This window comes from Micromonospora sp. LOL_024 (genome assembly GCF_048060415.1).
GTDB lineage: Bacteria > Actinomycetota > Actinomycetes > Mycobacteriales > Micromonosporaceae > Micromonospora.
Map to the genome: position 1 here is coordinate 327,412 of NZ_JBHMIS010000001.1, position 23,918 is coordinate 351,329.

20 protein-coding genes and 2 pseudogenes are annotated in these 23,918 nt (G+C 72.5%); 14 read left to right on the forward strand and 8 right to left on the reverse strand.

What is annotated here, in order from left to right; genetic code table 11:
• Position 1 precedes the first annotated feature (1 nt).
• Genes ACFHWY_RS01565 through ACFHWY_RS01580 form a run of 4 tightly spaced genes read left to right on the forward strand, consistent with a single transcriptional unit; the run spans position 2 to position 3,487 of the window.
• On the forward strand, positions 2 to 745 hold the full coding sequence (locus ACFHWY_RS01565) for an ABC transporter ATP-binding protein (protein WP_416578255.1): 744 nt from the start codon (positions 2 to 4) through the stop codon (positions 743 to 745).
• Complete coding sequence (locus ACFHWY_RS01570) at positions 745 to 1,470, forward strand: ABC transporter ATP-binding protein (RefSeq protein WP_416578256.1); 726 nt, start codon at positions 745 to 747, stop codon at positions 1,468 to 1,470. Before ACFHWY_RS01565 ends, ACFHWY_RS01570 begins: the two co-directional genes overlap by 1 nt.
• Positions 1,470 to 2,360 carry a branched-chain amino acid ABC transporter permease gene (locus tag ACFHWY_RS01575; protein ID WP_416578257.1) on the forward strand — a complete coding sequence of 297 codons (891 nt, stop codon included), beginning with the start codon at positions 1,470 to 1,472 and terminating at the stop codon, positions 2,358 to 2,360. The genes ACFHWY_RS01570 and ACFHWY_RS01575 overlap by 1 nt, the downstream gene beginning before the upstream one ends.
• Positions 2,357 to 3,487, forward strand: coding sequence for a branched-chain amino acid ABC transporter permease (locus ACFHWY_RS01580; protein WP_416578258.1), 1,131 nt, complete (start codon positions 2,357 to 2,359; stop codon positions 3,485 to 3,487). Before ACFHWY_RS01575 ends, ACFHWY_RS01580 begins: the two co-directional genes overlap by 4 nt.
• Before the next feature lie 16 nt (positions 3,488 to 3,503).
• Here the strand turns inward: ACFHWY_RS01580 and ACFHWY_RS01585 are convergent, their stop codons facing one another.
• Positions 3,504 to 4,298 carry a hypothetical protein gene (locus ACFHWY_RS01585; RefSeq protein WP_416578259.1) on the reverse strand — a complete coding sequence of 265 codons (795 nt, stop codon included), beginning with the start codon at positions 4,296 to 4,298 and terminating at the stop codon, positions 3,504 to 3,506.
• A gap of 160 nt (positions 4,299 to 4,458) precedes the next feature.
• On the opposite strand from ACFHWY_RS01585, the gene ACFHWY_RS01590 reads away from it, so the two are divergent.
• Both ACFHWY_RS01590 and ACFHWY_RS01595 read left to right on the forward strand, forming a co-directional pair.
• On the forward strand, positions 4,459 to 6,678 hold the full coding sequence (locus tag ACFHWY_RS01590; RefSeq protein ID WP_416578260.1) for a DEAD/DEAH box helicase: 2,220 nt from the start codon (positions 4,459 to 4,461) through the stop codon (positions 6,676 to 6,678).
• Between the two features lie 30 nt (positions 6,679 to 6,708).
• The gene (locus ACFHWY_RS01595; RefSeq protein ID WP_416578261.1) at positions 6,709 to 7,710 is read left to right on the forward strand and encodes a hypothetical protein; all 1,002 of its coding nucleotides are present in this window, start codon (positions 6,709 to 6,711) and stop codon (positions 7,708 to 7,710) included.
• A 56-nt stretch (positions 7,711 to 7,766) separates the two neighbouring features.
• Here ACFHWY_RS01595 and ACFHWY_RS01600 read toward each other — a convergent pair whose 3' ends face one another.
• From ACFHWY_RS01600 to ACFHWY_RS01610, 3 genes are all read right to left on the reverse strand, one after another.
• The gene (locus tag ACFHWY_RS01600) at positions 7,767 to 8,216 is read right to left on the reverse strand and encodes a helix-turn-helix domain-containing protein (RefSeq protein WP_416578262.1); all 450 of its coding nucleotides are present in this window, start codon (positions 8,214 to 8,216) and stop codon (positions 7,767 to 7,769) included.
• 118 nt (positions 8,217 to 8,334) lie between these two features.
• Positions 8,335 to 9,504, reverse strand: a complete 1,170-nt coding sequence (locus tag ACFHWY_RS01605) for a class I SAM-dependent methyltransferase (RefSeq protein WP_416578263.1) — start codon at positions 9,502 to 9,504, stop codon at positions 8,335 to 8,337.
• Between the two features lie 164 nt (positions 9,505 to 9,668).
• Positions 9,669 to 11,357, reverse strand: a complete 1,689-nt coding sequence (locus tag ACFHWY_RS01610; protein ID WP_416578264.1) for a DEAD/DEAH box helicase — start codon at positions 11,355 to 11,357, stop codon at positions 9,669 to 9,671.
• A gap of 38 nt (positions 11,358 to 11,395) precedes the next feature.
• Between ACFHWY_RS01610 and ACFHWY_RS01615 the strand changes: the two are divergent.
• A pseudogene (locus ACFHWY_RS01615) lies at positions 11,396 to 11,884 on the forward strand (hypothetical protein); the annotation flags it as partial.
• Positions 11,885 to 12,115: 231 nt separating this feature from the next.
• On the opposite strand, the gene ACFHWY_RS01620 reads toward ACFHWY_RS01615, so the two are convergent.
• Together ACFHWY_RS01620 and ACFHWY_RS01625 are read right to left on the reverse strand one after the other, a co-directional pair.
• Positions 12,116 to 12,343, reverse strand: a complete 228-nt coding sequence (locus tag ACFHWY_RS01620; RefSeq protein WP_416578265.1) for a DUF3107 domain-containing protein — start codon at positions 12,341 to 12,343, stop codon at positions 12,116 to 12,118.
• A 63-nt stretch (positions 12,344 to 12,406) separates the two neighbouring features.
• Positions 12,407 to 13,045, reverse strand: coding sequence for a TetR/AcrR family transcriptional regulator (locus tag ACFHWY_RS01625; RefSeq protein ID WP_416578266.1), 639 nt, complete (start codon positions 13,043 to 13,045; stop codon positions 12,407 to 12,409).
• A gap of 1,357 nt (positions 13,046 to 14,402) precedes the next feature.
• Between ACFHWY_RS01625 and ACFHWY_RS01630 the strand changes: the two are divergent.
• The 6 genes and pseudogenes from ACFHWY_RS01630 to ACFHWY_RS01655 all read left to right on the forward strand — a co-directional run.
• Positions 14,403 to 15,945, forward strand: a pseudogene (locus ACFHWY_RS01630) (hypothetical protein); the annotation flags it as partial.
• 24 nt (positions 15,946 to 15,969) lie between these two features.
• Positions 15,970 to 16,944: an alpha/beta fold hydrolase gene (locus ACFHWY_RS01635; protein ID WP_416578267.1), complete on the forward strand. Its 975-nt coding sequence runs from the start codon at positions 15,970 to 15,972 to the stop codon at positions 16,942 to 16,944.
• Between the two features lie 160 nt (positions 16,945 to 17,104).
• A complete protein-coding gene (locus tag ACFHWY_RS01640) occupies positions 17,105 to 17,881 on the forward strand; it encodes a DUF3152 domain-containing protein (RefSeq protein WP_416578268.1) in 777 nt (258 codons plus the stop codon).
• A 226-nt stretch (positions 17,882 to 18,107) separates the two neighbouring features.
• Positions 18,108 to 18,824: a DUF3152 domain-containing protein gene (locus ACFHWY_RS01645; RefSeq protein ID WP_416578269.1), complete on the forward strand. Its 717-nt coding sequence runs from the start codon at positions 18,108 to 18,110 to the stop codon at positions 18,822 to 18,824.
• Between the two features lie 54 nt (positions 18,825 to 18,878).
• The gene (gene moeZ / locus ACFHWY_RS01650) at positions 18,879 to 20,129 is read left to right on the forward strand and encodes an adenylyltransferase/sulfurtransferase MoeZ (protein WP_416578655.1); all 1,251 of its coding nucleotides are present in this window, start codon (positions 18,879 to 18,881) and stop codon (positions 20,127 to 20,129) included.
• Positions 20,130 to 20,208: 79 nt separating this feature from the next.
• On the forward strand, positions 20,209 to 21,081 hold the full coding sequence (locus ACFHWY_RS01655) for a squalene--hopene cyclase (RefSeq protein ID WP_416578656.1): 873 nt from the start codon (positions 20,209 to 20,211) through the stop codon (positions 21,079 to 21,081).
• Between the two features lie 26 nt (positions 21,082 to 21,107).
• On the opposite strand, the gene ACFHWY_RS01660 is transcribed toward ACFHWY_RS01655, so the two are convergent.
• Positions 21,108 to 22,349 carry a glutamate-5-semialdehyde dehydrogenase gene (locus tag ACFHWY_RS01660; RefSeq protein ID WP_416578270.1) on the reverse strand — a complete coding sequence of 414 codons (1,242 nt, stop codon included), beginning with the start codon at positions 22,347 to 22,349 and terminating at the stop codon, positions 21,108 to 21,110.
• Positions 22,350 to 22,417: 68 nt separating this feature from the next.
• Positions 22,418 to 23,575 (reverse strand): glutamate 5-kinase, encoded by a 1,158-nt coding sequence (gene proB / locus ACFHWY_RS01665; RefSeq protein WP_416578271.1) that lies wholly within the window; start codon positions 23,573 to 23,575, stop codon positions 22,418 to 22,420.
• Positions 23,576 to 23,588: 13 nt separating this feature from the next.
• On the opposite strand from proB, the gene ACFHWY_RS01670 reads away from it, so the two are divergent.
• Positions 23,589 to 23,903 carry an MGMT family protein gene (locus ACFHWY_RS01670; protein WP_416578272.1) on the forward strand — a complete coding sequence of 105 codons (315 nt, stop codon included), beginning with the start codon at positions 23,589 to 23,591 and terminating at the stop codon, positions 23,901 to 23,903.
• Positions 23,904 to 23,918 lie beyond the last annotated feature (15 nt).

Sequence of the window (23,918 nt, forward strand, 5' to 3'; positions counted from 1 at the left end):
GGTGCTCGCCACCCGCGGTCTGACCTGGCGGATCGGTGAGGTCGCCATCGTCGACTCCGTGCAACTGGATCTGGGACCCGGGGAGTTCCTCGGCGTGATCGGGCCCAACGGCGCCGGCAAGACCTCACTGTTCAACCTGATCACCGGCCTGCGCCGGCCGACCGAAGGTCGGGTCACGCTGGACGGGCAGGACATCTCGGCCCTGCCGCCGTACCAGCGGGCCCGCCTCGGGTTGGGCCGTACCTTCCAGGCGTCCTCGGTCTTCGGCTCGCTGAGCGTGCGGGAGAACGTCCGGCTCGCCGTGCAGGCACACCGCGGTGGTTCGATGAAGCTGTGGCGGCGGGCGGCGGCCGATCGGGAGGTGGCCGCCGCCGCCGACGCGGCGCTGCACCGGGTGGGCCTTGCCCACCGGGGCGACGCGCTGGCCGGCACGCTCGCTCACGGCGAGAAACGCAAGCTGGAAATCGCCCTGCTGCTCGCCGGCGAGCCGCGGGTGATGCTGCTCGACGAGCCGATGGCTGGGGTCAGCGCCGAGGACGTGCCGGAGCTGGTCCAGGTGATCCGGTCGCTGACCGGTGACAGCGGCCGGGCGGTGCTGATGGTCGAGCACCACATGGACGTGATCCTGGAACTCGCCGACCGGATCGCCGTGATGCATCACGGCGCGCTGTTGGCCTGCGACACCCCGGAGACGGTGATGGCCAACCCGACCGTGCAAGAGGCATACCTCGGGGAGTCGCTCTGATGGAGCCGATCTTGAGCGTGGCGGACCTGTCGGTCCGGATCGCCGGGCTGCACATCCTCCAGGGAGTGTCCTTCACCGTCGCCCCAACCGGCGTCACCGTGCTGCTCGGCCGCAACGGGGTGGGCAAGACCACCACACTGCGCGCCGTCGTCGGGCTCACCCCGCGAAACGGCGAAGCCCGCGGCACGGTCCGCATGGGGGAGCAGAGCCTGCTCGCCCAGCAGACCCACCGCCTGGTCCGCGGCGGGCTCGGCTACGTGCCGGAGGACCGCTGCGTCTTCGCCGGGCTCACCGTCGCGGAGAACCTGCGGCTCGCCGAACGGCGCGGCACCACCCCGGCGTACGACCGGGTGTTCTCGCTCTTTCCGGAGCTGGACCGGCGGGCCCGGCAGCGGGCCGGCTCACTGTCGGGCGGGCAGCAGCAGATGCTCTCCATCGGCCGGGTGCTGCTCAACGACAACCGGCTGCTGCTGGTCGACGAGCCGACCAAGGGGTTGGCGCCGAAGGTGGTGACCGAGGTGGCCGAGGTGCTGGAGCGGGTCGCGGAATCCGTGCCGGTGCTGCTGGTGGAGCAGAACCTGGCCGTGGTACGACGGTTGGCCCGCGACGCGGTGGTGCTCGCCGCCGGCAAGGTGGCGTGGACCGGTGACGCCCAGGAGTTGCTGGGGGAGACCACGTTGACCCGGTCGCTGCTCGGCGTCGGCTCGGCGGAGGTACGGCACTGATGGACGCGGTCATCCTGCTGACCTTGACCGGACTCGGTCTGGCGGCGCTCTACTTCCTGGTGGCCTCCGGGTTGTCGCTGGTCTTCGGCCTGGCCGATGTGCTCAACTTCGCCCACGGCCTCTTCCTCGGCGTCGGCGCGTACGGCACCTGGTGGGCGGCGGGGAACCTGCCCGGAGCCGGGCCGGAGGGCTTCGGGTTCGTGGTCGCGGTCGCCTTCGGGGTGGCCGCCGGCACCTTGGTGGCGGTGCTGGTCGAGCTGGTGCTGATCCGCCCGCTCTACTCCCGCACCATCGAGCAGGTGCTGGTCACCGTCGGGCTCTCGCTGGCCGGCGTGGCGTTGTTGCAGGCCACCTGGGGCGCGGACGCCCGACCCTTCCCGCGCCCGGAGTGGACCCGCCAGGTGACGTCGATCCTCGGTGCGCAGGTGCCCAACGGGGGGCTGCTGCTCATCGTCGCCGCGTCGCTGGTGCTCGGCGCGATCCTCGCGTTCCTGCGCTGGACCCGCTACGGCCTGATCATCCGGGCCGGGGTGGAGAACCGAGAGATGGTCACCGCGCTCGGCATCGACGTACGTAAGGCGTTCACCCTGGTCTTCGCCATCGGCGGGGCGGCGGCGGCGTTGGCCGGCGCGCTGGGCAGTGTCTACTTCGGCACCGTCTCGCCCCAGCAGGGCGGCTCGCTGCTGATCTTCGCGTTCATCGTGGTGGTCATCGGCGGCATGGGTTCGGTCGTCGGGTCCGCGTACGCGGCGGTCGCGGTCGGGCTGCTGCAACAGTTCGTGAACTACTACGGCACCTCCGGGCTGGGCGACATCTGTGTGGTCGCGCTGCTGGCCGTGGTGCTGCTGCTGCGCCCGCAGGGCATCGCCGGAAAGGTGGCAACGGCATGACCGAGGTCAAGTCCTCCGAGGTTCCCACGCTCCCCGCGGCGGTGCCGTCGGAACTGGTGCCCGAGCCGACCCGATGGTCCCGGGTACGCCCGTTCCTGCCACTGGCCGTGCTGGCGGTGGCGCTGATCCTGCCGTACTCGACACTGCACCTGCCCGGCATCTTCGAGGGCGCGCTGAACTCTCCCGGCACCCTGCAACTGCTCGCCGTCTGTCTGGTCTTCGGTGGTTTGGCAGCCGGCTACGACCTGCTGTTCGGGCGGACCGGCATGCTCTCCTTCGGGCACGCCCTCTACTTCGCCGCCGGGGTGTACGGCACCGACATCCTGATCACCCGGGCCGGGTTGCCGCTGTGGCAGGCCGCGCCGCTGGCCATCGTCGGCGGGGCGATTCTCGCCGGTCTGCTCGGCGCGGTGGCGCTGCGCACGGTCGGCATCGCCTTCGCCATGGTGACGTTGGCCTTCGCCCAGGTCGGGGCGATCCTGGTGGCGCGTGACTTCGGTGGGTTCACCGGCGGTGAGGAGGGGCTGCCGCTGGACGTCGCCGGGCTGCCGGACGCGCTGGTCGGTGTCACCAACACGGTCAACCTGTACTGGCTGGCATTGGCGTACCTCGTGGTGGTGGTGTTCGTGGTGCACCGGGTCAGCGGGTCTCCGGCCGGGCGGGTGCTGGCCGGGCTGCGCGACGACGAGCGGCGCATCGGAGTGCTCGGGCTGGATCCGTACCGTTTCAAGCTGGTCGCCTTCACCCTGGCCGGCGGCCTGGCGGCGGCCGGCGGGTCGGTCTACTGCCTGATCGTCGGCGGCGCCTCGCCGCACATCACCAGCAGCGAGCTGACCCTGTCGCTGCTGGTGATGGTGGTGCTCGGCGGGCCCGGTACGCGCTGGGGGCCGGTGCTCGGCGGCATCCTCTACATGTACCTGGACCACCGCCTGGTCTCCGTCGGCAGCTCCGACGCGGTGGACGCGCTGCCGGCATTCCTCAGCCGCCCGTTGTCCCAGCCGCTCTTCGTCCTCGGCACCGTCTTCATCCTGGCCGTCTACTTCTTTCCCGGCGGCCTGGCCAGCCTCGCCCCCCGCCTCACCCAGCTCCGTGACGCCCTACACCCCGCCACCCGCCGCAAGCCCTGACCTCCCACCCGGTGGGTCAGCTGTTGAGGAGGTCGTAGGCGGCGGCGGGTGCCTGCTGGGCCGAGTCGTCGGTGAAGGGGACGACCTGGGGGGCGTCGCCGAAGTCGACGTACTCGACCACGTACTCGGACGCCTTCTTCTTGCCGGACGCCGGAATGTCCAGCGTCAGGGAGGAGAGGTTGCCATCCGCGCCGACGACCGCGGTGAGCGGGAGCTGCGCGCTGGCGTCACCCAGGGTGACCAGGCCCTCCAGGTGGTCGACCAGTTCCGGCTCGGCGGACAGGTCGACCACACCGGTGTACGTGCCCGGCTCGCCAAGCTGGACATCGGTGGCCGCGCGAATGATCGCCGCGACGTTGCCCGGGTCGGTGCCCTCGTAGCTGGGTAGCGAGTCCGGTCCCTCGACCTTCGTCGGGTCCAGTGCCATCCACTTGGTGGGCAGCTTCATCAGCTTCTGGATGTCCTGGGCGCCCTTGAAGTTCACCTTCATCCAGGTGCGGGACTCGACCATCCGGTAGGACATCTCCAGGGTGAAGTCCTCGTCCTTGGTGACGGTGTCGATGTTCATGCCCTGGTTCACCGGGTCGATCACGCCGGATACGTCGCCCGAGGCGTCGCTGATGGTGAACCGGAAAGCTGGGTCCTGCTCGTCCGGCACGGCGGCCAGCAGCTGCTGCTTGGGGTCCGGTGGTGGGGCCGCCTCCGGGGTGGTCTTGTCGTCACATCCGGCCACCAGGGTCGCGGCCAGCAGGGCGACGGCTGTGGTCGCGAGACGCCGGGTCGTGGCGGTGCTGCCGGATCGCTGAGTCATCTTGTCTCTCTCTCCCCGGATCGAACGGGAATCGTAGAACAAACTCGTCTCCGTCACGGTACGACCCGGCTCTCGCCGGGCGACGACGGCCCGCCGCCGGGTACCGTTCGACAACCCGCCGTCCGGCGACGCAGGCACCGGACGCTGGTAGAAATGTCGGATGAGCCAGGAACGGACGGCGGTACGGCAGCGGGCCGAGGCGGTGCTGCGGCGGCTGGCCGGTGACCAGGCCCGGCTCCGCGACGACCAGTGGCGGGCGATCGAGGCGCTGGTCATCGACCGGCGGCGGGTGCTCTGTGTGCAACGCACCGGGTGGGGCAAGTCGGCGGTGTACTTCGTGGCCACCGCGCTGCTGCGCGCACGCGACGCCGCCGGCCAGCACGCCGCCGGCCAGCACGCCGCCGGCCAGCGCGGTCCGGCCGGTCCGACGGTGATCGTCTCGCCGCTGCTGGCGTTGATGCGCAACCAGGTCGACGCGGCGGCGCGGGCCGGCATCCGGGCCCGCACCATAAACTCGGCGAACCTCGACGAGTGGGACGAGATCACCGCCGAGATCCACGCCGGCACCGTGGACGTGCTGCTGATCAGCCCGGAACGGCTGAACAACCCGGACTTCCGCGACGGCGTGCTGCCGCAGCTGGCGGGCACCACCGGCCTGCTGGTGGTCGACGAGGCACACTGCGTCTCGGACTGGGGGCACGACTTCCGGCCGGACTACCGCCGACTGCGTACCTTCCTCGGCAAGTTGCCCGAGCGCACGCCGGTGCTCGCCACGACCGCCACCGCCAACGCGCGAGTCACCCAGGACGTGGCCGAACAGCTGGGCACCGAGCTGGCCGCGTCGATCGGTCCGCGTCCAGACGTCCTGGTGCTGCGGGGCAGCCTGGACCGGGAATCGCTGCGGCTGGGCGTACTCGACCTGCCGAGCCCGGCACACCGGCTCGGCTGGCTCGCCGACCACCTGGATCGGCTCCCCGGCTCGGGGATCATCTACACGCTGACCGTGGCCTCGGCGACCGAGACCGCCGAGTTCCTCCGCTCACGCGGCTGGGCGGTGGCCGCGTACACCGGGCAGTCCGAGGACGCCGACCGCCGTGCAGCCGAGCAGGACCTGCTCGACAACAAGATCAAGGCGTTGGTCGCCACCAGTGCGCTCGGGATGGGCTTCGACAAGCCTGATCTCGGCTTCGTCGTGCACCTCGGCGCGCCGCCCTCGCCGATCGCCTACTACCAGCAGGTCGGCCGGGCCGGGCGAGCCGTCGAGCACGCCGAGGTGCTGCTGCTGCCCGGTGTCGAGGATGTGGCCATCTGGCGGTACTTCGCCTCACTGGCCTTCCCGCCCGAGGAGCAGGTCCGTGCGGTGCTGGCCGCACTGGGGGCCGACCGGCCGCTGTCGACCCAGGCCCTGGAGCCGTTGGTCGATCTGCGTCGCGCCCGGCTCGAGTTGATGCTCAAGGTGCTCGACGTCGACGGCGCGGTCCGCCGGGTGCGGGGTGGCTGGCTCGCCACCGGTGAGCCCTGGCGCTATGACGGGGCCCGGTTGCGTCGCGTCGCCGCTGCCCGCGCCGCCGAGCAGCAGGCCATGATCGAGTACGCGGCGACGACCGGCTGCCGGATGCGCTACCTGCGGGAGTGCCTGGACGACGCGGAGGCCGTCGAGTGCGACCGGTGTGACCGGTGTGACCGGTGTGACCGGTGCGCCGATTCGCTGTTCACCGCGGACGTTTCACCGACCTCGTTGACCGCCGCGCAGACCTTCCTCGGCCGCCCCGGTGTCCAGATCGCGGCCAAGAAGCTCTGGCCGACCGGGTTGGAGCCGGCCGGCGTACCCCTGAAGGGACGCATCGCCGCGACGGAGCAGGCGCTGCCGGGCCGGGCCGTCGGGCGGCTGTCGGATCTGGGCTGGGGCGGCCGGCTGCGCGGCCTGGTCGGGCCGGGCACGCCCGACGGCGAGGTCCCCGACGACGTGGCCGCCGCCGTCATCGAGGTGCTCAGGTCGTGGGCGCACGGTGACCACCAGTGGCCCAGTCGGCCGGCCGGCGTGGTCGCGGTCGACTCCCGTGGTCACCCGGTGCTCGTCGGCTCGCTGGCCGAGCGGATCGCCACCGTCGGACGGCTGCCGCTGCTGGGCCAGGTGACCTCGGCCGGGTCGGCGGGTGCCGGCGGTCCGCGCGGCAACAGCGCCCAGCGGGTACGCACCCTGCACGGCACCCTGACCGTGCCCGAGTCACTGGCCGGCGCCCTCGCCGGGCTGACCGGCCCGGTGCTGCTCGTCGACGACCTGGTCGATTCGGGTTGGACCATGACGATGGCGGCCCGCGAACTCCGCCGGGCCGGCGCGCAGGCCGTCCTGCCCCTGGCCCTGGCCCTCGCCGCCTGACCGCCTGGCTGCCGGCGGTACGGTGGGCGCATGGCTGACCAGGCATCCGACGGCCCCACGCTCGGGTCGGTGCGGGTCGTCGAACGCCCGCCGGCGCAGCCGGGCGGGGAACCGTCCGCGGTGTCGGCGACGCCGGACCGGGCCACGCTGCGGCTGGCCCTGGTGGTCGGCGGGCTCGTGCTGTCGGTGCTGCTCGGCTTCGGGCTCGGCCGGATCAATGGTGGCGGCACCACGACGGCGGGCGGCCCGGACAGCGCGCTGGCCGACCACGTTCACGCCCCCGGCGTGGGCGCGCACTCCCACGGCGCCGACCAGACCGCAGCGGCCGAGGCCGGCGGCCTGGCGGTCAGCCGCGACGGTCTCACCCTCACGCCACGCTCCGCCGGGTTCATCGCGGGGCAGGCCGGCGAGCTGAACTTCCAGATCCGGGACGGGCAGCGACAGACGGTCACCAGGTTCGCGGTCGTGCACGACAAGCCGATGCACCTGATCGTGGTGCGCCGGGACCTGACCGGCTACCAGCATCTGCACCCGACGATGGCGGCGGACGGCACCTGGTCGGTGCCGCTGACGCTGCCGCAGCCCGGCGTCTGGCGAGCGTACGCCGACTTCACGGCGCTGGCCGACGACGGCCGGCAGACGGCGACGACGCTCGGCGTGGACCTGTTCGCCCCCGGGGCCTACGCGCCCCGGGCGCTGCCCGAACCGGCGACCACGGCCGCCGTCGACGGCTTCACGGTCAGTTTTCAGGGCGGCCCGCAACCCGGGTTGACCGTGCCGGTGAGCTTCCGGATCACCGGGCAGGACGGCACCGGCCCGGTGTTGGAGCGCTACCTCGGCGCGTACGGTCACCTCGTCGCCTTGCGTGAGGGTGACCTCGGCTACCTGCACGTGCATCCGGAGGCGGAGCTGGTCGACGGCGCTGTCCGGTTCTGGCTGACCACGCCGGGGCCCGGGCGGTACCGCCTCTACCTGGACTTCGCCGTCGCAGGTGAGATCCGCACGGCGCAGTTCACGGTTCTCGTGCCGTAGCCGACGGCCCGACCGGCCAGGTCGGCCCAGCCACCCCGGGTCAGCCCGCCTGCCGGTCAGCCTGTCCGGCGGATCGGCGTGGCGTTGGGGTCGTTCGCTCTGCGGGTCGGCCGGCGGGCCAGGTAGCGCAGCAGGTCGCGGATGTGGTGCTTCTCCTCGGCTGGCACGGACGGGTCCGCCAGCCGTTGCAGGATCACCCGCATGTCGGCCTCCACCGGGCCGTCGTCTCCGCGCCGCCACGAACTGGAGCCGCCGTCAGGTAGGCCGAGCGCCCGGAAGGCCGCCGCCACCGGCAGGTCCACCGCGGCACAGAAGCCACGGACCTTGGCCAGCTCGGGGTAGTCCTGCCAGTCGCCGGCGAGCCAGCGGAAGACGGTCGAGCGTCCGACGCCGGTGTGCGCGGCCAGGTCGGTAACCGTCCAGCCGCGCTCCTCGCGGGCGTCGTCGATGGCCCGGCGCACGAAGCGTGCGAAGGCCATCTGCGGCGAAACCTCTGCCGAACCCATCCGGTGGGTCTTCCCTCCCGACCGGCACCCGACGGTGCGTTCTTCGAGAGTAGTACGGGAAGGGCGGTTCACAACTGACTGATCGACCAGGCGACTGCGGTGGCGGGACCCGAATCCGCTACGTGTCTGTTGGCGGCATTGCGAGCAGTGTTTCCAGCCGGGGTGTGATCTGCCACTGCGCCACCAGTTCCCGGTACTCCGTGCGCTGGGCGGCGGTCGGGTCGGCAGCCGTACGCCGGGCCCGGATCAGCAGGTTGCGTGGGGTGTGTGCGGAGTCGACGAACTCGACCACCTCGGCTCGGTAGCCGTGCAGCCGCAGCAGTCCGGCCCGCAGCGCGTCGGTGAGCACGTCCGCGAAGCGCTCCCGCAGGATGCCCTGCCGGGTCAGCAGCTCGTAAGGCGCCGGGGTGGGCCGGCCACGCAGCTGTGCCGCGACGTCGTGGTGGCAGCACGGCGCGGCGAGCACCCAACGGGCACCCCAGCGCACCGCCCGCGCCAGCGCCTCGTCGGTGGCGGTGTCGCAGGCGTGCAGCGCGAGCACCAGGTCGGGGGCCGGCTCGACGGTCGCCTCGGCGATGGTGCCGGCGACGAAGCGCACCCGGTCGGCCCAGCCGAGCCGCTGCGCCAGTTCGGAGTTGCGACGCCGCTGGTCGTCCCGGACGTCCACCCCGACCAGCTCGACGTCGAGGCTGAGCTGCGAGAGATAGCGGTACGCGGCGAAGGTCAGGTACGCGTTCCCGCAGCCCAGGTCCACCACGCGCAGCGGGCCGCCCAACTCCTCGGCCACCCCGTTGGGCAGCGTGGCCGCCAGGGCCCGCAGGAACGCGTCTACCTGCCGTCGCTTGGCCGCCGAACCGCCGATCTCGGCGAAGATCGGGTCCCCGGGATCGAGCAGGTACTCCTTGGCGCGGTCGTGCGCCGCCACGGTGGTGGCGGGGCCAGCCACCACGGTGCGGTGCACCTGTGCCTCACCCGACTTGGTGACCCGCAGTTGCAGGGTCCTGTCGGCGGTCTCGACGTGCCAGTTGCCGAACGGCTCGGCCAGCAGCGCCCGCACCGCCGCGTCCGCGTCCGGCCCCGGAGACACGTTCCGGGTGTGGGGCCGGGCGCCGTCGGACGTGGAAATCTGTAGCCGCCGCCCGGCCTTGAGGGCGACCGGCCGCAGTTCGGCCCGGACCACGGAGGGGCGCTGGCCACGCCGACGGCCGGCGGCCACGGCCCGGGTCAGTGCGGGACCGAGCAGCATCGATCGGACTTCGGTCAGGGCGGCGTCCAACGGTTCGGGCATTGTTCAATCTTTCAGGGGCAGCCGGATACTCCGGTCCAGGCGACGGCGGAGACGTCGGATGGATCGAGGTAGAGCGAAGGGGCCGGGCGGAGACTGGCCGCCCGGGGCGGCGCGGATCCGCCCAGCAGGGGCCCTCCGCTCGACCGCCGGCCGGGCGCCGGTGGTCAGTCGGTGGTCGTCTCGGCTGACGCACCGCTGGCGGAGCCGGTACCACGGCGGCGTCGGCGGCGACGCGGACGCGGTGCGGCTTCGCCCGTGCCGTTTCCACCGTCGGTGGCGACGGCCTCGGCGGTGGCCCCGTCGGCGGTCGTCGGGGCGGCGTCGGTACCCGTCACCACCTCGCCGGCCCGACGTCTCCTACGGGGACGGGCGGTACGTCCGGCCTCGTCGGCGACCGGCTCGGAGCCTTCCGCCACGGCGACGTCGCCGCCCTGTCCGTGACCGCCGCGACCACGCCCACGGCCGCCCTCGCTCCGGCCGCCGTCGCCACGACCTCGGCGACGCGTGCCGCGTGGCTCGCCCCGACGCGGCCGGCCCCCGCCCAGGTCCTCCTCGACCTCGGCGGAGAGCCCGGCGCGGGTGCGCTCGGCGGTCGGCAGAGTGCTGGTGACCTCGGTGGAGATGTGCAGGTCGGTGTAGAGGTGCGGAGATGTGTGGTACGTCTCCTGCGGTTCGGGCATGTCCAGCCCGAGGGTCTTGTCGATGATTCGCCAGCGGGGCATGTCGTCCCAGTCGACGAAGGTCACCGCGACGCCGGTCGCGCCGGCCCGGCCGGTACGGCCGATCCGGTGGGTGTACGTGTCTTGATCTTCCGGGCAGTCATAGTTGATCACGTGGGTGACGCCGCTGACGTCGATGCCACGGGCGGCCACATCGGTGGCGACCAGGGTGTCGATCTTTCCGGCGCGGAAGGCACGCAGCGCCCGCTCGCGGGCCCCCTGCCCGAGGTCACCGTGCACCGCCGCGACGGCGAAACCGCGGAAGTCGAGGTCCTCGGCGACCCGGTCGGCGGCTCGCTTGGTACGCGTGAAGATCATCGTCAGGCCGCGGCTCTCGGCCTGCAGGATCCGGGCCACGATCTCGACCTTGTTCATCGAGTGGGTGCGGTAGACCAACTGCTCCGTCTGCGGGGACGGGCCGGTCTCGGCGGTGTGCCCAGCGTGAATCGTCACCGGGTGGCGCAGGAACCGCCGGGACAGCGTCACGATCGGTTCCGGCATGGTGGCGGAGAACAGCATCGTCTGCCGGTCGTCCGGCAGCATCGCCAGAATCCGCTCTACGTCGTCGAGGAAGCCGAGGTCGAGCATGCGGTCCGCCTCGTCGAGCACCAGCGCACGCACCCCGTGCAGGCGCAGATGCTTCTGCTTGGCGAGGTCCAGCAGGCGACCCGGCGTGCCGACCAGGATCTCCGCGCCCTTGCGGAGCGCGTCGACCTGAGGCTCGTACGCGACGCCGCCGTAGATCGGCAGCACGCGTACGCCACGGGTGCGGCCGGCAGCGGCGATGTCCTTGGCGACCTGGATGCCCAACTCGCGGGTCGGTACGACGACAAGCGCCTGGGGCAGCCCGTCGCCGCCCTCCTGCGGCGCGAAGACCCGCTCCAGCAGCGGTACGCCGAAGCCGAGGGTTTTGCCGGTGCCGGTAGGGGCCTGCCCGATCAGGTCGGCGCCACGCAGCGCGATCGGCAGCGCGTACTCCTGGATGGCGAAGGCGCGGATGATGCCGGCTGCGGCCAGCGCGTCGACCGTCTCGGCGCGCGCGCCCAACTCGGCGAAGGTCGGTGCCTCCGGTCGGACCGGGGCTGTCGGGGCCAGTTCCTGGCCGTCTGTAAGGTCTGTGATCGGCTCACTCATGTGGATTTGGGGGTGCCCTCTCGTGGGTGCGCCCCGCCATGTCCTCAGGGCGCTTTCGGTTTGGCGCGGGCCACACGGTCGGCGGCAGGAAGCCGAGCGGACCGGGCCGCACGCGCGCCGTGGTTCGGACGTCGACCGGATCGGATCTGACTCCGGCGGGATCGGCACCTACGGCAACTCGTCCATGTTACCTGAACGGGCCAAACCCCGTCCCGATTCCGGGCGGCCGAGCGCCACTGAAAGCGCCTCCGTGTGACCCGTATCACTTCACCAGCCAGCATGTCGGCCCGTGCCGGTCGCGGGAACCCGGTTCGGGTGCCCGGGCGGTCGTCCGCGACCGAGCCGCGCGACTGGGCCGAGGCGGTCACCCGGCGTACGTCGGTGACGCGATCACCGACGACCTTCGGGAGAGCGCCGGTACGCCGCGGGAGCCGGACCGTCAGTTGGTCCTCGACGTGCTGCACGAGTCGCGATACGCGGAATTCGTCGCTGCCGAGATCCGGCTCGCCATCGAGGCGGACCCGAAACCGGCCAGCCGGCTGCCGACGTGGGCGAGCCGAGTGGCCGGCGGGGCCCTGTCCGGGGCGGGCGGGTCGCCGCCGCCGACAACGGAAGCTCACCGCCCTGACCGCCACCGACGAACAGACGGCAGTGGCTGTCCTGTTCCGGCGGCTGACCGCCGCGCACACCGCACGGCTGGCCGCCGCCGGACTCAACAACTGGGTCGAGCCCGCCCTACTGCCGGACCCTCCCGCACCTCAGCGAACCGTGAAACCGACCGCCCGGGGAGACGCCTCGGCGATCTCGACGTAGGCGACCTTGCCGACCGGCACGATTACCCGCCGGCCCTTTTCGTCGGTCAGCGAGAGGGTGCCCTCGCCCCTGGCGATGGCGTCGGTCACGATCCGCTCGATCTCGGCCGGCGACTGTGCGCTCTCCAGGACCAGCTCGCGCGGCGCGTACTGCACGCCGATCTTGACCTCCACTGTGCCTCCTCCGTCGGGCGAGATAGCCGCCGTGCGAAGGCTATCCGATCACAAGGTCGAAGTTCAGGCTGACTCACCTTGCAGCGGAAAGCTGGCGATGCCCCGCCAGGACAGCGCCGCGACCAGCGCCACCGCCTCCGCCATGGGCACCTGGCGACCACCGGCCAGCCAGAACTGCGCGGCGGTCTCGGCGGCGCCCACCAGGCCGGAGGCGAGCAACTCGGCATGTGGCCGGCTGACCCCGGTGTCGGAGATGATCGTGTCGGTGATGGCGGCGATGCAGCCCTGCGCGACCCGCTCCACGCGCTGCCGCACGGCTGGCTCGTTGCGCAGGTCGGACTCGAAGACCAGCCGGAACGCCTCGCTCTCGTGGTCGACGAAGTCGAAGTACGCGCGTACCGAGGCGCTCACCCGCTCGGAGTTGTCACTGGTGCTCGCCATCGCGTCGCGTACCTTGGCGACGATCGCGTCACAGTGCGTGTCGAGCAGCGCAAGGTACAGCTCCATCTTGCCGGGGAAGTGCTGGTACAGCACCGGCTTGGAGACCCCGGCCCGCTCGGCGATGTCGTCCATGGCCGCAGCGTGGTAGCCCTGCGCGACGAACACCTCCTGAGCAGCGGCGAGTAGCTGCTTGCGACGCGCCGAACGGGGTAGGCGCGTGGGTCTGCCGGCGGTTTGGGCGCCGTTCCCCACAGCGGTCATCGGTACCTCCGAGGTTGTCGTACGGGCCGGCATCTCACCCGAACCGGTCGAGGCCTCCCGGCCCCTTGCGGAATTGGCCCGCCGCTGTAACTTATCGCCACTGTCGCCACACGGTAGCCTCAGCGAGGGCGACCAAGGAGCGCGCGGTGAGTGAAACAGGGCAACCCGGTGCCGCCACCCCGGGAGAACACGGCGACGGGACGGGCCAGCACGATGACCTGGCCAGTTCCGGCGACGGGTGGGCCCCGCCACCGGCCAACTGGTCCTGGGACGCGGCAGGCGCCCAGGGCTCCGGCGTGACGTGGCCCCGGCCGGAGCCCTCCGCCGGTTGGGCCGCCGCCTCGTCACGTCACGCCGATCTGCCCGCTCCGGCCGGTGACCAGCTGCCGCCCGGGCAGCCGCCCAGGATCAACGGCAACCACCTCAACGGGGCGCACCTCACGGATGACTCGTCGGGCGGCGGGTACACCCCGGTGAGCGCACCACCCGGCCTTCGCGGGCCCACGCAGGAGCCGGGTGGCGATCGGGTCGTCGTGCCGGCGCCCCGCCCCGTGCCGGCCGCTGAGCAGCCGGACACCCCGGCCCCTGGGCTGCCGACCTCCGGGCCGCCCGTGATGCGGGTGCCGCCCGTCGGCACCACCGCCTCCGGCTTCGAGATGCCGCCCGGTCTGCACGCGCCCACGGCCGAGCGAGCCGGGCAGGAGCCGAAAGCCGGCGGACAGCCGCGTGGGTGGGATGACGGGTCCGGCCCAGAACAGCCTGCCGGTTGGTCGGTGGGGTCCGGCGCTGACCGGACAGCCGGTTGGCCGGCCGCCGAGCGACCGCCGACCGAGGCGGACCGGCCGAGTTGGGCCCAGCCGGGCCCGCCGAACGACTGGGCCCCCTCCTGGGCCCGCGACGAGGGTGAGGCCCGGCCGGCGCGGGAGTCGTCGTCCCAGAGCTGGGCCAGCGAGCCCAGTCGACCGTACGAGCCGGTCCGCGTCGAGCCGACCCGTCCGTACGAGGCGGTCCGCGTCGACCGACCTCTCCCGTACGAACCGTCCCGGTCGGCACCGGAGCCCGGCGCGGTGCCGCCCCCGGCCGAGTTCGACCCGGCAGACCGGCCGGTGTGGCCGACGTCCGTGCCGCTCAGTGCGCCGCCGGCGGGGGAACGCCCGTCGTGGGCGCGTCCGGCCGGTGGTCCGCCGCCCGGCGAGCGTCCCACCTGGGTCGCGCCACCGGTCAGTGCCGCACCGGCCGACGAGGGCCTGCCCTGGGGTATCCGCTCAGTTGGCCAGCCGACCCATGAGAACCTGCCCTGGGCGCTGCGCCCGGTGAGCGCTCCGCCGCCGGTCGATGATCCGCCGGCCGGTTCCCCGCCAGCGGTGAGCGCGCCACCTCGGGTGAGTGCTCCGCCGGTCAGTGCTCCGCCGGTGAGTGCTCCGCCGGTCGCCGAACGGCCGGACAGCGACCGGCTGGCGAGCCCACCGGCAGGTTCGTGGAGCCCGCGTGAGACGCCGCCGGAGTCCCGCCTGGCATCGCCGGCCCCCGGGGCCGAGCCGGCCCCCGAGGTGACCGGCTACCGTCCGTTCCGGCTCCGGCCGGTCCTCGACGAGCCGGCACCCGGCGAGCCCTCCCCGGCGCCCGCCAGGCCCGATCCGAACTCGGCGCCGACGTCGACCGAACCGCTGGCCGGTGCGCTCCCCGGTAACTCCGAACGTCGTGAACGCACTCCCTCCGCGCCCGCCCCGACGAGCGCAGCCCCCTACGCGGCACGCCGGTCAGCGCCCGATCCGGTCCCGCCGGCGGAGCCGACCGGCGGCCGGTCGCCGGACAGCACGTCGGCAGTGTTGCCGCAGCGCGTCCCCGCCGAACCGGACGTGCCCGTCGTGCCGGAGCCGCCAGCCGTGGAGCCACCCGCCGAAACCCCGGAACTCGCCCGAATCGCCACCCATCTTCGCCGTGAGGACGAGCCGGCGCCGCTGCGGGAGCGGCCCGAGGGCTTCGACGTGAACGCGATCCTCGCGGCCGTCCGAGAGGTCGATGGCGTACGCGATGCTGCCCTGCGCCGCACCCCCGCCGGTGCTCACAGTCTGCGCCTTGAACTTTCCGACGGCGCCGACCCGGCAGAGGTGAGCCGGCAGGTCGCCCGCCTGCTGCAGGACCGGATGGGGCTGGCCGCCGCGCCGCACGGGCTGCCGGCCGCGCCGGCCCGCCGTCGGGCCGCCGAGACCCGCGCAGCCGAAAGTGGTGAGGGCCGCCCGGCCGCCGAAGCCCGCCGACCGTTCGCCCGGCCCGCCGGTGCGCGGACCGAATCTCCGCCGAACCGGACGGAGGCCGCACCGGAGCCTTCACGGCGGCGACGGCAGACGCCCGCCCCGCACCGCGGCCGGGCCGTCGTGGAGGAAACCGGCGCGCCGGGCAGCCCGGCGACGCTCGGCTCCTCCTACTCCGGCGGACAGCTCACCACAACCGAGTCCGCGCCGTCCCGACCGCTGGACACCGGTGGTGTGCCGGGTCCCCGAGTGGTGCTCGACCACGTCCAGGTGAGTACGTTCGGGCTCGATGCCACCGTCGAGGTCCGACTGATGACCGGCGAACAGAGCGCGGCCGGATTCGCCACCGGGCCCGCTGTCGACGGCTATGTGCTGCGGCTCTGCGGCGTGGCGGCCGCGGCGGCGATCGACGAACTGCTGCGGGCGGGCGGCACCACACCGGATCGCGGACGGTGTTTCGTGGAGCACGCCGCCGTGGTGCCCTTCGGTAACTGCGAGGTGGCCACCGTCGTGGTGCTGCTGGTCTGCGAGGGGTGGGTCGAACAGTTGGCCGGGTCCGCCCTGGTGGCCGGGGATCCCCGGCAGGCGGTGGTGCGGGCCACCCTGGCCGCGGTCAACCGTCGGCTGGAGGCACTGCTGGCCTGAGCCGGTCCAAGGCAAACTGGAACGGTGAAGCCAGCCGCCCTGAGGCCAGATGACCTGCTGCCCGCCCACTCGGTCCCGCCGCCCTGGCCGGGCCGGGCGGTACGCCTCGACGGTGCGATCACCTACGTCCGGGACACGCCGGGCACCGGGTCGGACGCCGAGCCGGCGCTGTACGTGCACGGCCTGGGCGGCTCGTCGCAGAACTGGACCGACCTGGCCGGTCTGCTCACCGACCGGTTGGACGGCCAGGCGATCGACCTGCCCGGCTTCGGTCGCAGTGAGCCGGGTCGGCGTTACACCGTGCCGGTCTTCGCCGATCGGGTGATCCGCTGGATCGAGCATTCGGACCGTGGCCCGGTGCATTTGTTCGGCAACTCGTTGGGCGGCGCGATCTCGGTGCGGGTGGCCGCTGTCCGGCCGGACCTGGTCCGGACCCTGACGCTGGTGTCGCCGGCCCTGCCGTTCCTCGACTTCCGACGGTCGTTGCAGGGCCGGATGCTGCCGTTGCTGGCGATTCCCCGAGGCGAGCGGCTGGCTGCCTGGCGGCTCGCCCAGGTGGCACCGGAGGTGATGGCCCAACAGGTGATAGAGGCGTGCGTGGCCGACCTCAGCCGGATCTGTGACCAGCGCCGCCAGGAGGCACTGGAGGAAATTCGGATCCGGTACCACGCGGAGCACTATGCCGCGGCCTACGTCCGGACCTTCCGCGGGCTGGTCTCCACTTTCCTGCGCTCCTACCTGCCGGGGTCCGGATCGCTGTGGCGGCTGGCCCGGACGGTGAGCGCACCGACACTGGTCGTCGGGGGCCGGCAGGACCGGATGATCGACGTGCGGGTCGCACCGCAGACGGCCCGGGTGATCCCGGACAGCAGGTTGCTGATGCTCGCCGACGTCGGTCATGTGGCGCAACTGGAGGTGCCCCGGCTGGTGGCTCGGGCCGTGCTGGGGCTGCTCACCGAGACGGGAGAGTCCGTCAGTCGGGCAGACCTGGCAGGATGACCGGGTGCGCAGCCCGGGTAGCCGTCACTGTTCGGCTCGAACCGACGGTCGGCATGCCGGCGGGCGGAGGTCGGATCATCGCGACCGACCGGTGGCGTCGGCGGTGACCGCCGAAAGTGGGAAGCGGCCCCGGTCGCGTCGGCCGGGTTCTCCTGCCCGGGTGGTCGTGCTGCTGGCAGCGGTCGGCGCCGCCGTGGCCGTGGTGGCCGGAAGCACCGATGCGCCTTCGGGGTCTGCCGGCAGGGTGACCGTGCCGGCGTCCCCGTTGGCGGTGGCACCCCCGCCGATCCCGGAGTCGTCGTCGGCGTCCCCGTCACCCGAGCCACCGGTGTTGCAGGAGCCTGGCACCCTCCCGTCGGCCGGGCCGGGCCGCTTCGGCTTCGCCGACCAGGTCGGATCGGTGTCCGGTACGGCCGGCGCCGTCCAGCGCTACCGGGTCGCGGTGGAGTCCGGCTCGGGGGTGGAGGTCGGCGAGTTCGGCCTCGCGGTACGGGCTGCGTTGGAGGGCCCGGGAAGCTGGGTGGACAGCGGTCGGCTGCGGTTGCGGCAGGTGGCCGCCGGCTCCCGGCACGACTTCACCGTCTACCTGGCCACCGCCGGGACGGCGGCCCGGATGTGCGCCGCCGGGGGTGTCGACATCCGGGTTGGCGGGCAGCCCTACACGTCCTGCCGGGCCCCGGACAAAGTGATCATCAACGTGGACCGTTGGCGACTGTCGGTGCCGCACTTCGTCGAGGCCGGGGTGCCGCTCTCGGTCTACCGCACCTATGTGATCAATCACGAGGTCGGGCACCAGTTGGGCAACCGGCACGAGCGCTGCCCGGGGCGGGGTGAGCTGGCGCCGGTGATGATGCAGCAGACGCTGTTCCTCAAGGGTTGCGTCGCGAATCCCTGGCCGTATCTCGGCGGTCGGCGCTACGCCGGTCCGCCGCTCTGAGCGGGGGACGGGACGGAGGCAAGGCCGTCTTCCGGTGGACAGGCGCGATGGCGCTGCCCGGGCCGACTCGTCACGCTTGTAAGTAATGCGCTGATGAGCGGGAATTGGATGCAACCATACCTTTATGTCGTATCCACCCCTCCGCCGCGGCACCGGACGTCCGGGCCATCCGCCCGGCCGACCATTCACCTACCGGCCAACCGCTCGACGGCAGCGTCGGCTCGCCGTGACCCTCGGGGTGGTGCTGGCGCTCGCGATCACCACCTCGGTGCTGCTGGTCCGCGCCGGGGACCGGGCGGCCGGTCCGGAGGCGGGCGGTCGCCACCGGATCGCGTACGGCGCCGGGGCCGACGAGCAGACCGGACCGAGCCGGTACCCGACGGCGGGTGCCGGCAGCTTCGCGGTGGCCGGCGGCGGCACCGGGGTCAGGGGTGACAACGGGCCGGTGTACCGCTACCGGGTGGCCGTCGAGCAGGACACCGGTCAGGATCCGGCTGCCTTCGCCGCCGACGTCGACGCGGTGCTGGGCGATCCACGCAGCTGGATCGGCTCCGGCGGGCTGCGCGTCCAGCGGATCACCGAGGCGCTGGACGCGGACTTCACCATCTACCTGGCCACCCCACTCACCTCGGAGACCATGTGCGCCGACGGTGGGCTGAGCACGGAGGGCTACACCTCTTGCCGGCTGCCGGGCAAGGTGATCATCAACCTGGCCCGCTGGCTGGAGGCGGTGCCGGACTACGGGGCGCCGATCGAGGTCTACCGGGCATACGTGATCAACCACGAGGTCGGTCACGAGTTCGGTGAGGGCCACGAGGCGTGCCCCGCACCGGGGCGACCGGCGCCGGTGATGCAGCAGCAGACGTACGGGCTGGACGGCTGCGTACCGAACGCGTGGCCCGTCCTCGACGGTCGCCGCCACGCCGGCGGCCTCGTCGACTGACCCCGGGCGGCCGGCTATTCCCGCTCCCGCATCGCGGGCGACGTGTCCCTGCTCATGGTCGATGGGTGCTCGGGCGAGCGACAATGGCGTCGTCGTCCGCCCATCGATCCCGGGGAGTCCTCCGTGTCGTTGCCCCCGCTCGTCGAACCCGCCGCCGAGCTCACCGTTGACGAGATCCGCCGCTACTCGCGTCACCTGATCATCCCCGATGTCGGGGTGACCGGGCAGAAGCGGTTGAAGAACGCCCGGGTGCTCTGTGTCGGCGCCGGTGGGCTCGGTTCCCCGGCGCTCATGTACCTGGCGGCAGCCGGGGTCGGCACCCTCGGCATCATCGACTTCGACACCGTTGACGAGTCCAACCTCCAGCGCCAGATCATCCACGGCGTCTCCGACGTGGGACGGCCCAAGGCCGAGTCTGCCGCGGCGACGATCCGTGAGATCAACCCGCTGGTCAACGTGGAGATCCATAACACCGCACTTGACCGGGAGAACGTCCGCGAGATCTTCGCCGGGTACGACCTGATCGTCGACGGCACGGACAACTTCGCCACCCGGTACATGGTCAACGACGCGGCGGTACTGCTCGGCAAGCCGTACGTCTGGGGTTCCATCTACCGGTTCGACGGCCAGGCATCGGTGTTCTGGGCCGAGCACGGTCCCTGCTACCGCTGCCTGTACCCGGAGCCCCCGCCGCCGGGCATGGTTCCCTCCTGCGCGGAGGGCGGTGTCCTCGGCGTGCTCTGCGCCTCGATCGGGTCCATCCAGGTCAACGAGGCGATCAAGCTGCTCGCCGGCATCGGTGAGCCGCTGGTCGGGCGGCTGATGGTCTACGACGCCCTGGAGATGAGCTACCGCAAGATCAAGGTGCGCAAGGACCCGAGCTGCGTGCTCTGCGGTGAGAACGCGACCCTCACCGATCTGCTGGAGGACTACGAGGACTTCTGCGGCGCGGTGTCGGTGGAGGCCCAGGAGGCGGTGGTCGACGCCACCATCACCGCCGCCGAGTTGAAGGAGTGGCAGGACGCCGGCAAGGACGTCTTCCTCGTCGACGTGCGGGAGCCCGCCGAGTACGAGATCGTCCGCATTCCCGGCTCCACGCTGATCCCCAAGGGCGAGATCCTCACCGGCGAGGCCCTGTCGAAGCTCCCGCAGGACAGGCAGATCGTGCTGCACTGCAAGTCCGGCGTCCGGTCCGCCGAGGCGCTCGCCGCGCTGAAGGCCGCCGGCTTCCGCGACGCCGTGCACGTGCAGGGCGGGGTGCTCTCCTGGATCAAGCAGATCGACCCGTCCCTCCCCGCCTACTGAGTTGTGAGCAAGGGCCCCTTCTGCACGCCTGTGGTGGAGCAGGGGCCCCTTCTCCCACTCGGCCGTCGGCCGGTCCCACCTGCCCGTACTACTGAGGCGGGATCACCTCTGCGCCGGTACCGTGACCGCCGTGGTCGATATCGACGCCGCGATCGGATTCGTGATGGCTCACGGTGATGTGGTGGAGCGTGCCCGCCTGTCGTGGTTGCGCGCCGGCACGCCGCCGCCGCCGGAGGTGCTCGACAGCGCCGAGGTCGGCCAGACGCTTGGTGGCGGCTGGCCGGCGTCCTGGGGCGAGGAGGTCGCGTCGGTCGACGCGACCTGCTTCCGCCTGTCCGAGCTGGCCGATCTCGGGGCGCTGGGCCGTCAGTCCGCCCGCCGGGCGCTGGACTGGCTCGCCGCCGGCCAGCAGCGCGACGGCTGCTGGGAGGAGGACCCGGCGCTCGCGGACACCGCCCCCGAGTGGGCCCGCCCTGGTGACCCGGAGGCCCGGTTCTACCTGACCGCCAACGCCGCCTTCTGGCTCACCGTGGCCGGCCTGGACGCCCGGGCCGCCGGGCCGCTCGACCACCGGGTCGGCGGGGCTTACGCCGGTGTGGTGCAGGCCGCCGGCCAGGCGCTCGCCGCCCAGTTGCACCGCGACGGCAGTTGGCCCTCGTTCCTGGCCGCCGGATGGCTGAGCGCGGCGGTCCTGCACCGGCAGCAGATGTTCTACGAGTCGGCGCAGATCAAGGCGGTGCTCGCCGAGCGGATACCGCAGGCGTCACCGGCCGACGCCGCCTGGCTCGCCTCGACGCTGCGCCGGGTCGGCGTCGACGAGACCGAGTGGACGTTGGTGGCGGCGCGCCGCCGGCTGTCCGTCACGCAACGCAGCGACGGCGGGTGGACCAGCGACGACGGCCACCAGTTCGACGTACACGCCACCCTCGCCGTGATCCGCGCCTTCCGCTGACCCCTCCCGACCTGGTGGGCGGCCGGTCAGCGGAGGTGTCCGGTGCCGGTGACGACGTACTTGGTGCTGGTCAGCTCGGGTAGGCCCATCGGTCCGCGGGCGTGCAGTTTCTGGGTCGAGATGCCGATCTCGGCGCCGAAGCCGAACTCGCCGCCGTCGGTGAACCGGGTCGAGGCGTTGACCATCACGGCCGCCGAGTCGACCCGAGCCACGAACTCCCGGGCGGCCGACTGTGAGTCGGAGACGATCGCTTCGGTGTGGCCGCTGCCGTACCGTCGGATGTGGCCGACCGCCGTGTCGAGCGAGTCGACGACGGCGACTGAGATGTCCGCGGACAGGTACTCGGTGGCGAAGTCCTCGTCGGTAGCCGGGACCACCGCGTCGGAGTACGCGGCCGTCCGGGCGTCGCCGTGCACGGTGACTCCGGCTTCGGCGAAGGCGCTCAGTACCGCCGGCAGGAACTTGTCGGCTACCGCCGCGTGTACCAGCAGCGACTCGGCGGTGCAGCAGGTGGAGAGCCGTTGGGTCTTGGCGTTGAGCGTGACCGCCACGGCCATCGACAGGTCGGCGGCGGCGTCCACGTAGACGTGGCAGTTGCCCACCCCGGTCTCGATCACCGGAACGGTCGACTCCTCGACCACGGTCCGGATCAGCCCTGCTCCGCCGCGGGGGATCAGCACGTCCACCAGGCCGCGGGCCCGCATCAGTTCCTTGACCGAGTCGCGGGAGCTGGCGTCGACCAGTTGCACCGCGTCCGCCGGCAGGCCGGCGCCGTCGATCGCGTCCCGCAGCACGGCCACCAGCGCCGCGTTGGAGTGCGCGGCCGAGGAGGATCCGCGCAGCAGCACCGCGTTGCCGGCCTTCAGGCAGATCCCGGCGGCGTCCACGGTCACGTTGGGTCGCCCTTCGTAGATGACACCGACCACGCCGAACGGAACCCGGATCTGCCGTAGCTCCAGCCCGTTGGGCAGGGTCGAGCCGCGCACCACCTCACCCACCGGGTCGGGCAGCGCGGCCATTTCGCGCAGTGCTCGCGCGATGCCGGCGACCCGGCCTTCGTCGAGGGCTAGCCGGTCCAGCACGGCCGTGCTCAGCCCGGCCTCGCGCCCGGCCGTCAGGTCCGCCTCGTTGGCGCTCAGGATCTCCGCCGTACGCGTCACGAGCGCGTCGGCCATCACGTGCAGCGCTGCGTCCTTGGCGGTACGCAGCGTCACCGCCAGCGCCTCCGCCGCCGTACGGGCCCGGCGGGCCTGCTCGATCACGCTCATCCCATGCTCCATTCACTTCGGGTTAGGCGGGGCCCTCTGATACACGAGGCGTCGACCTGGGCCCCTGCTTACAGCAGCACCAGGTCGTCGCGGTGAACGACCTCTCGTTCGTATGCCGGGCCGAGCGCCGCGGCCAGGTCGGTGGTGGAGCGTCCGAGCAGGCCGGGCAGTTCGAGCGCGTCATAGTTCACCAGACCCCGGGCGACCGGCGCGCCCGAGGTGTCGACCAGGTCGACCGGGTCGCCGGCGGTGAACGCGCCGTCCACGGCCGTGATCCCCGCCGGCAGCAGTGACTTGCGTCGGCCCACCACCGCGGCGACCGCGCCGGGGTCGAGGTGCAGCCGCCCACGGGGTGACGTGGCGTGGGCGAGCCAGAACAGCCGGGCGGCGGGCCGCCGGAGGCTGGGGTGGAAGAAGGTGCCGACCGGCTCGCCGGCCAGCGCCGCCACGGCCTTGCCGGCGGAGGTGAGCACCACCGGGATGCCGAATCCAGTGGCGATCCGCGCCGCCTCGACCTTGGTCACCATGCCGCCGGTGCCGACTCCCGCACGGCCGGCGCCGCCGATCTCGACACCGGCCAGGTCCGCTTCGTCGCGTACCTCGGGGATGCGGCGGGAACCCGGGCGCGACGGGTGGCCGGTCCAGAGCGCGTCGACGTCGGAGAGGAGCACCAGCAGGTCGGCGTCGACCAGTGCGGCCACCAGTGCGGCGAGTCGGTCGTTGTCGCCGAACCGGATCTCCTCGGTGGCGACCGTGTCGTTCTCGTTGACGATCGGCACCGCCCGCAGGTCGAGCAGCTTACGCAGGGTGCGGTACGCGTTGCGGTAGTGCGCCCGCCGGGTGACGTCGTCGACGGTCAGTAGCACCTGCCCGACGGTGCGGCCGTGCCGGGCGAAGGCCGCCGCGTACCGCCCGATCAGCAGGCCCTGGCCGACGCTGGCGGCGGCCTGCTGGGTGGCCAGGTCGCGCGGTCGCCGGGGAAGCCCGAGCGGGGCGAGGCCGGCGGCGATCGCGCCGGAGGAGACCAGCACCACTTCGCGTCCGTCGGCCGTTCGGGTGCCGAGGGCGTCGACCAGCGTGTCGACCTGCCCGTCGTCGAGCCCGCCGGTGGCGGTGGTCAACGAGGATGATCCGATCTTGACAACGACCCGTCGGGCCGTCGTGACTGCGTCGCGCACCCGCCCATTCTGCGCTGTCGTGGCCGCAGGGCCGGCCGCCGTTCCCATAGTCTGGCCGCTTGTGACACCTGACGAGTACGTCGAGGCGGTGCTGGAGTTCGTCGACCGGATACCGCCCGGCCGGGTGATGTCGTACGGGGCGGTGGCCGACGCGCTCGCCGAGCGGTCCGGCCGGGCGTCGGCCCGGCTGGTGGGCTCGATCATGGCCCGGCACGGTGGTGGTGTCCCCTGGCATCGGGTGGTCAACGCCACCGGTGGCATGCCGCCCCGGATCGCGGCGCAGGCCCGGGTGCGGTGGCTCGCCGAGAACACGCCGGTGCGTCACGGCCGGGTGGACATGCGGGCGGGCAGTTGGTGGCCCGGAGAGGGGATGTGACCGATGGCATGACGT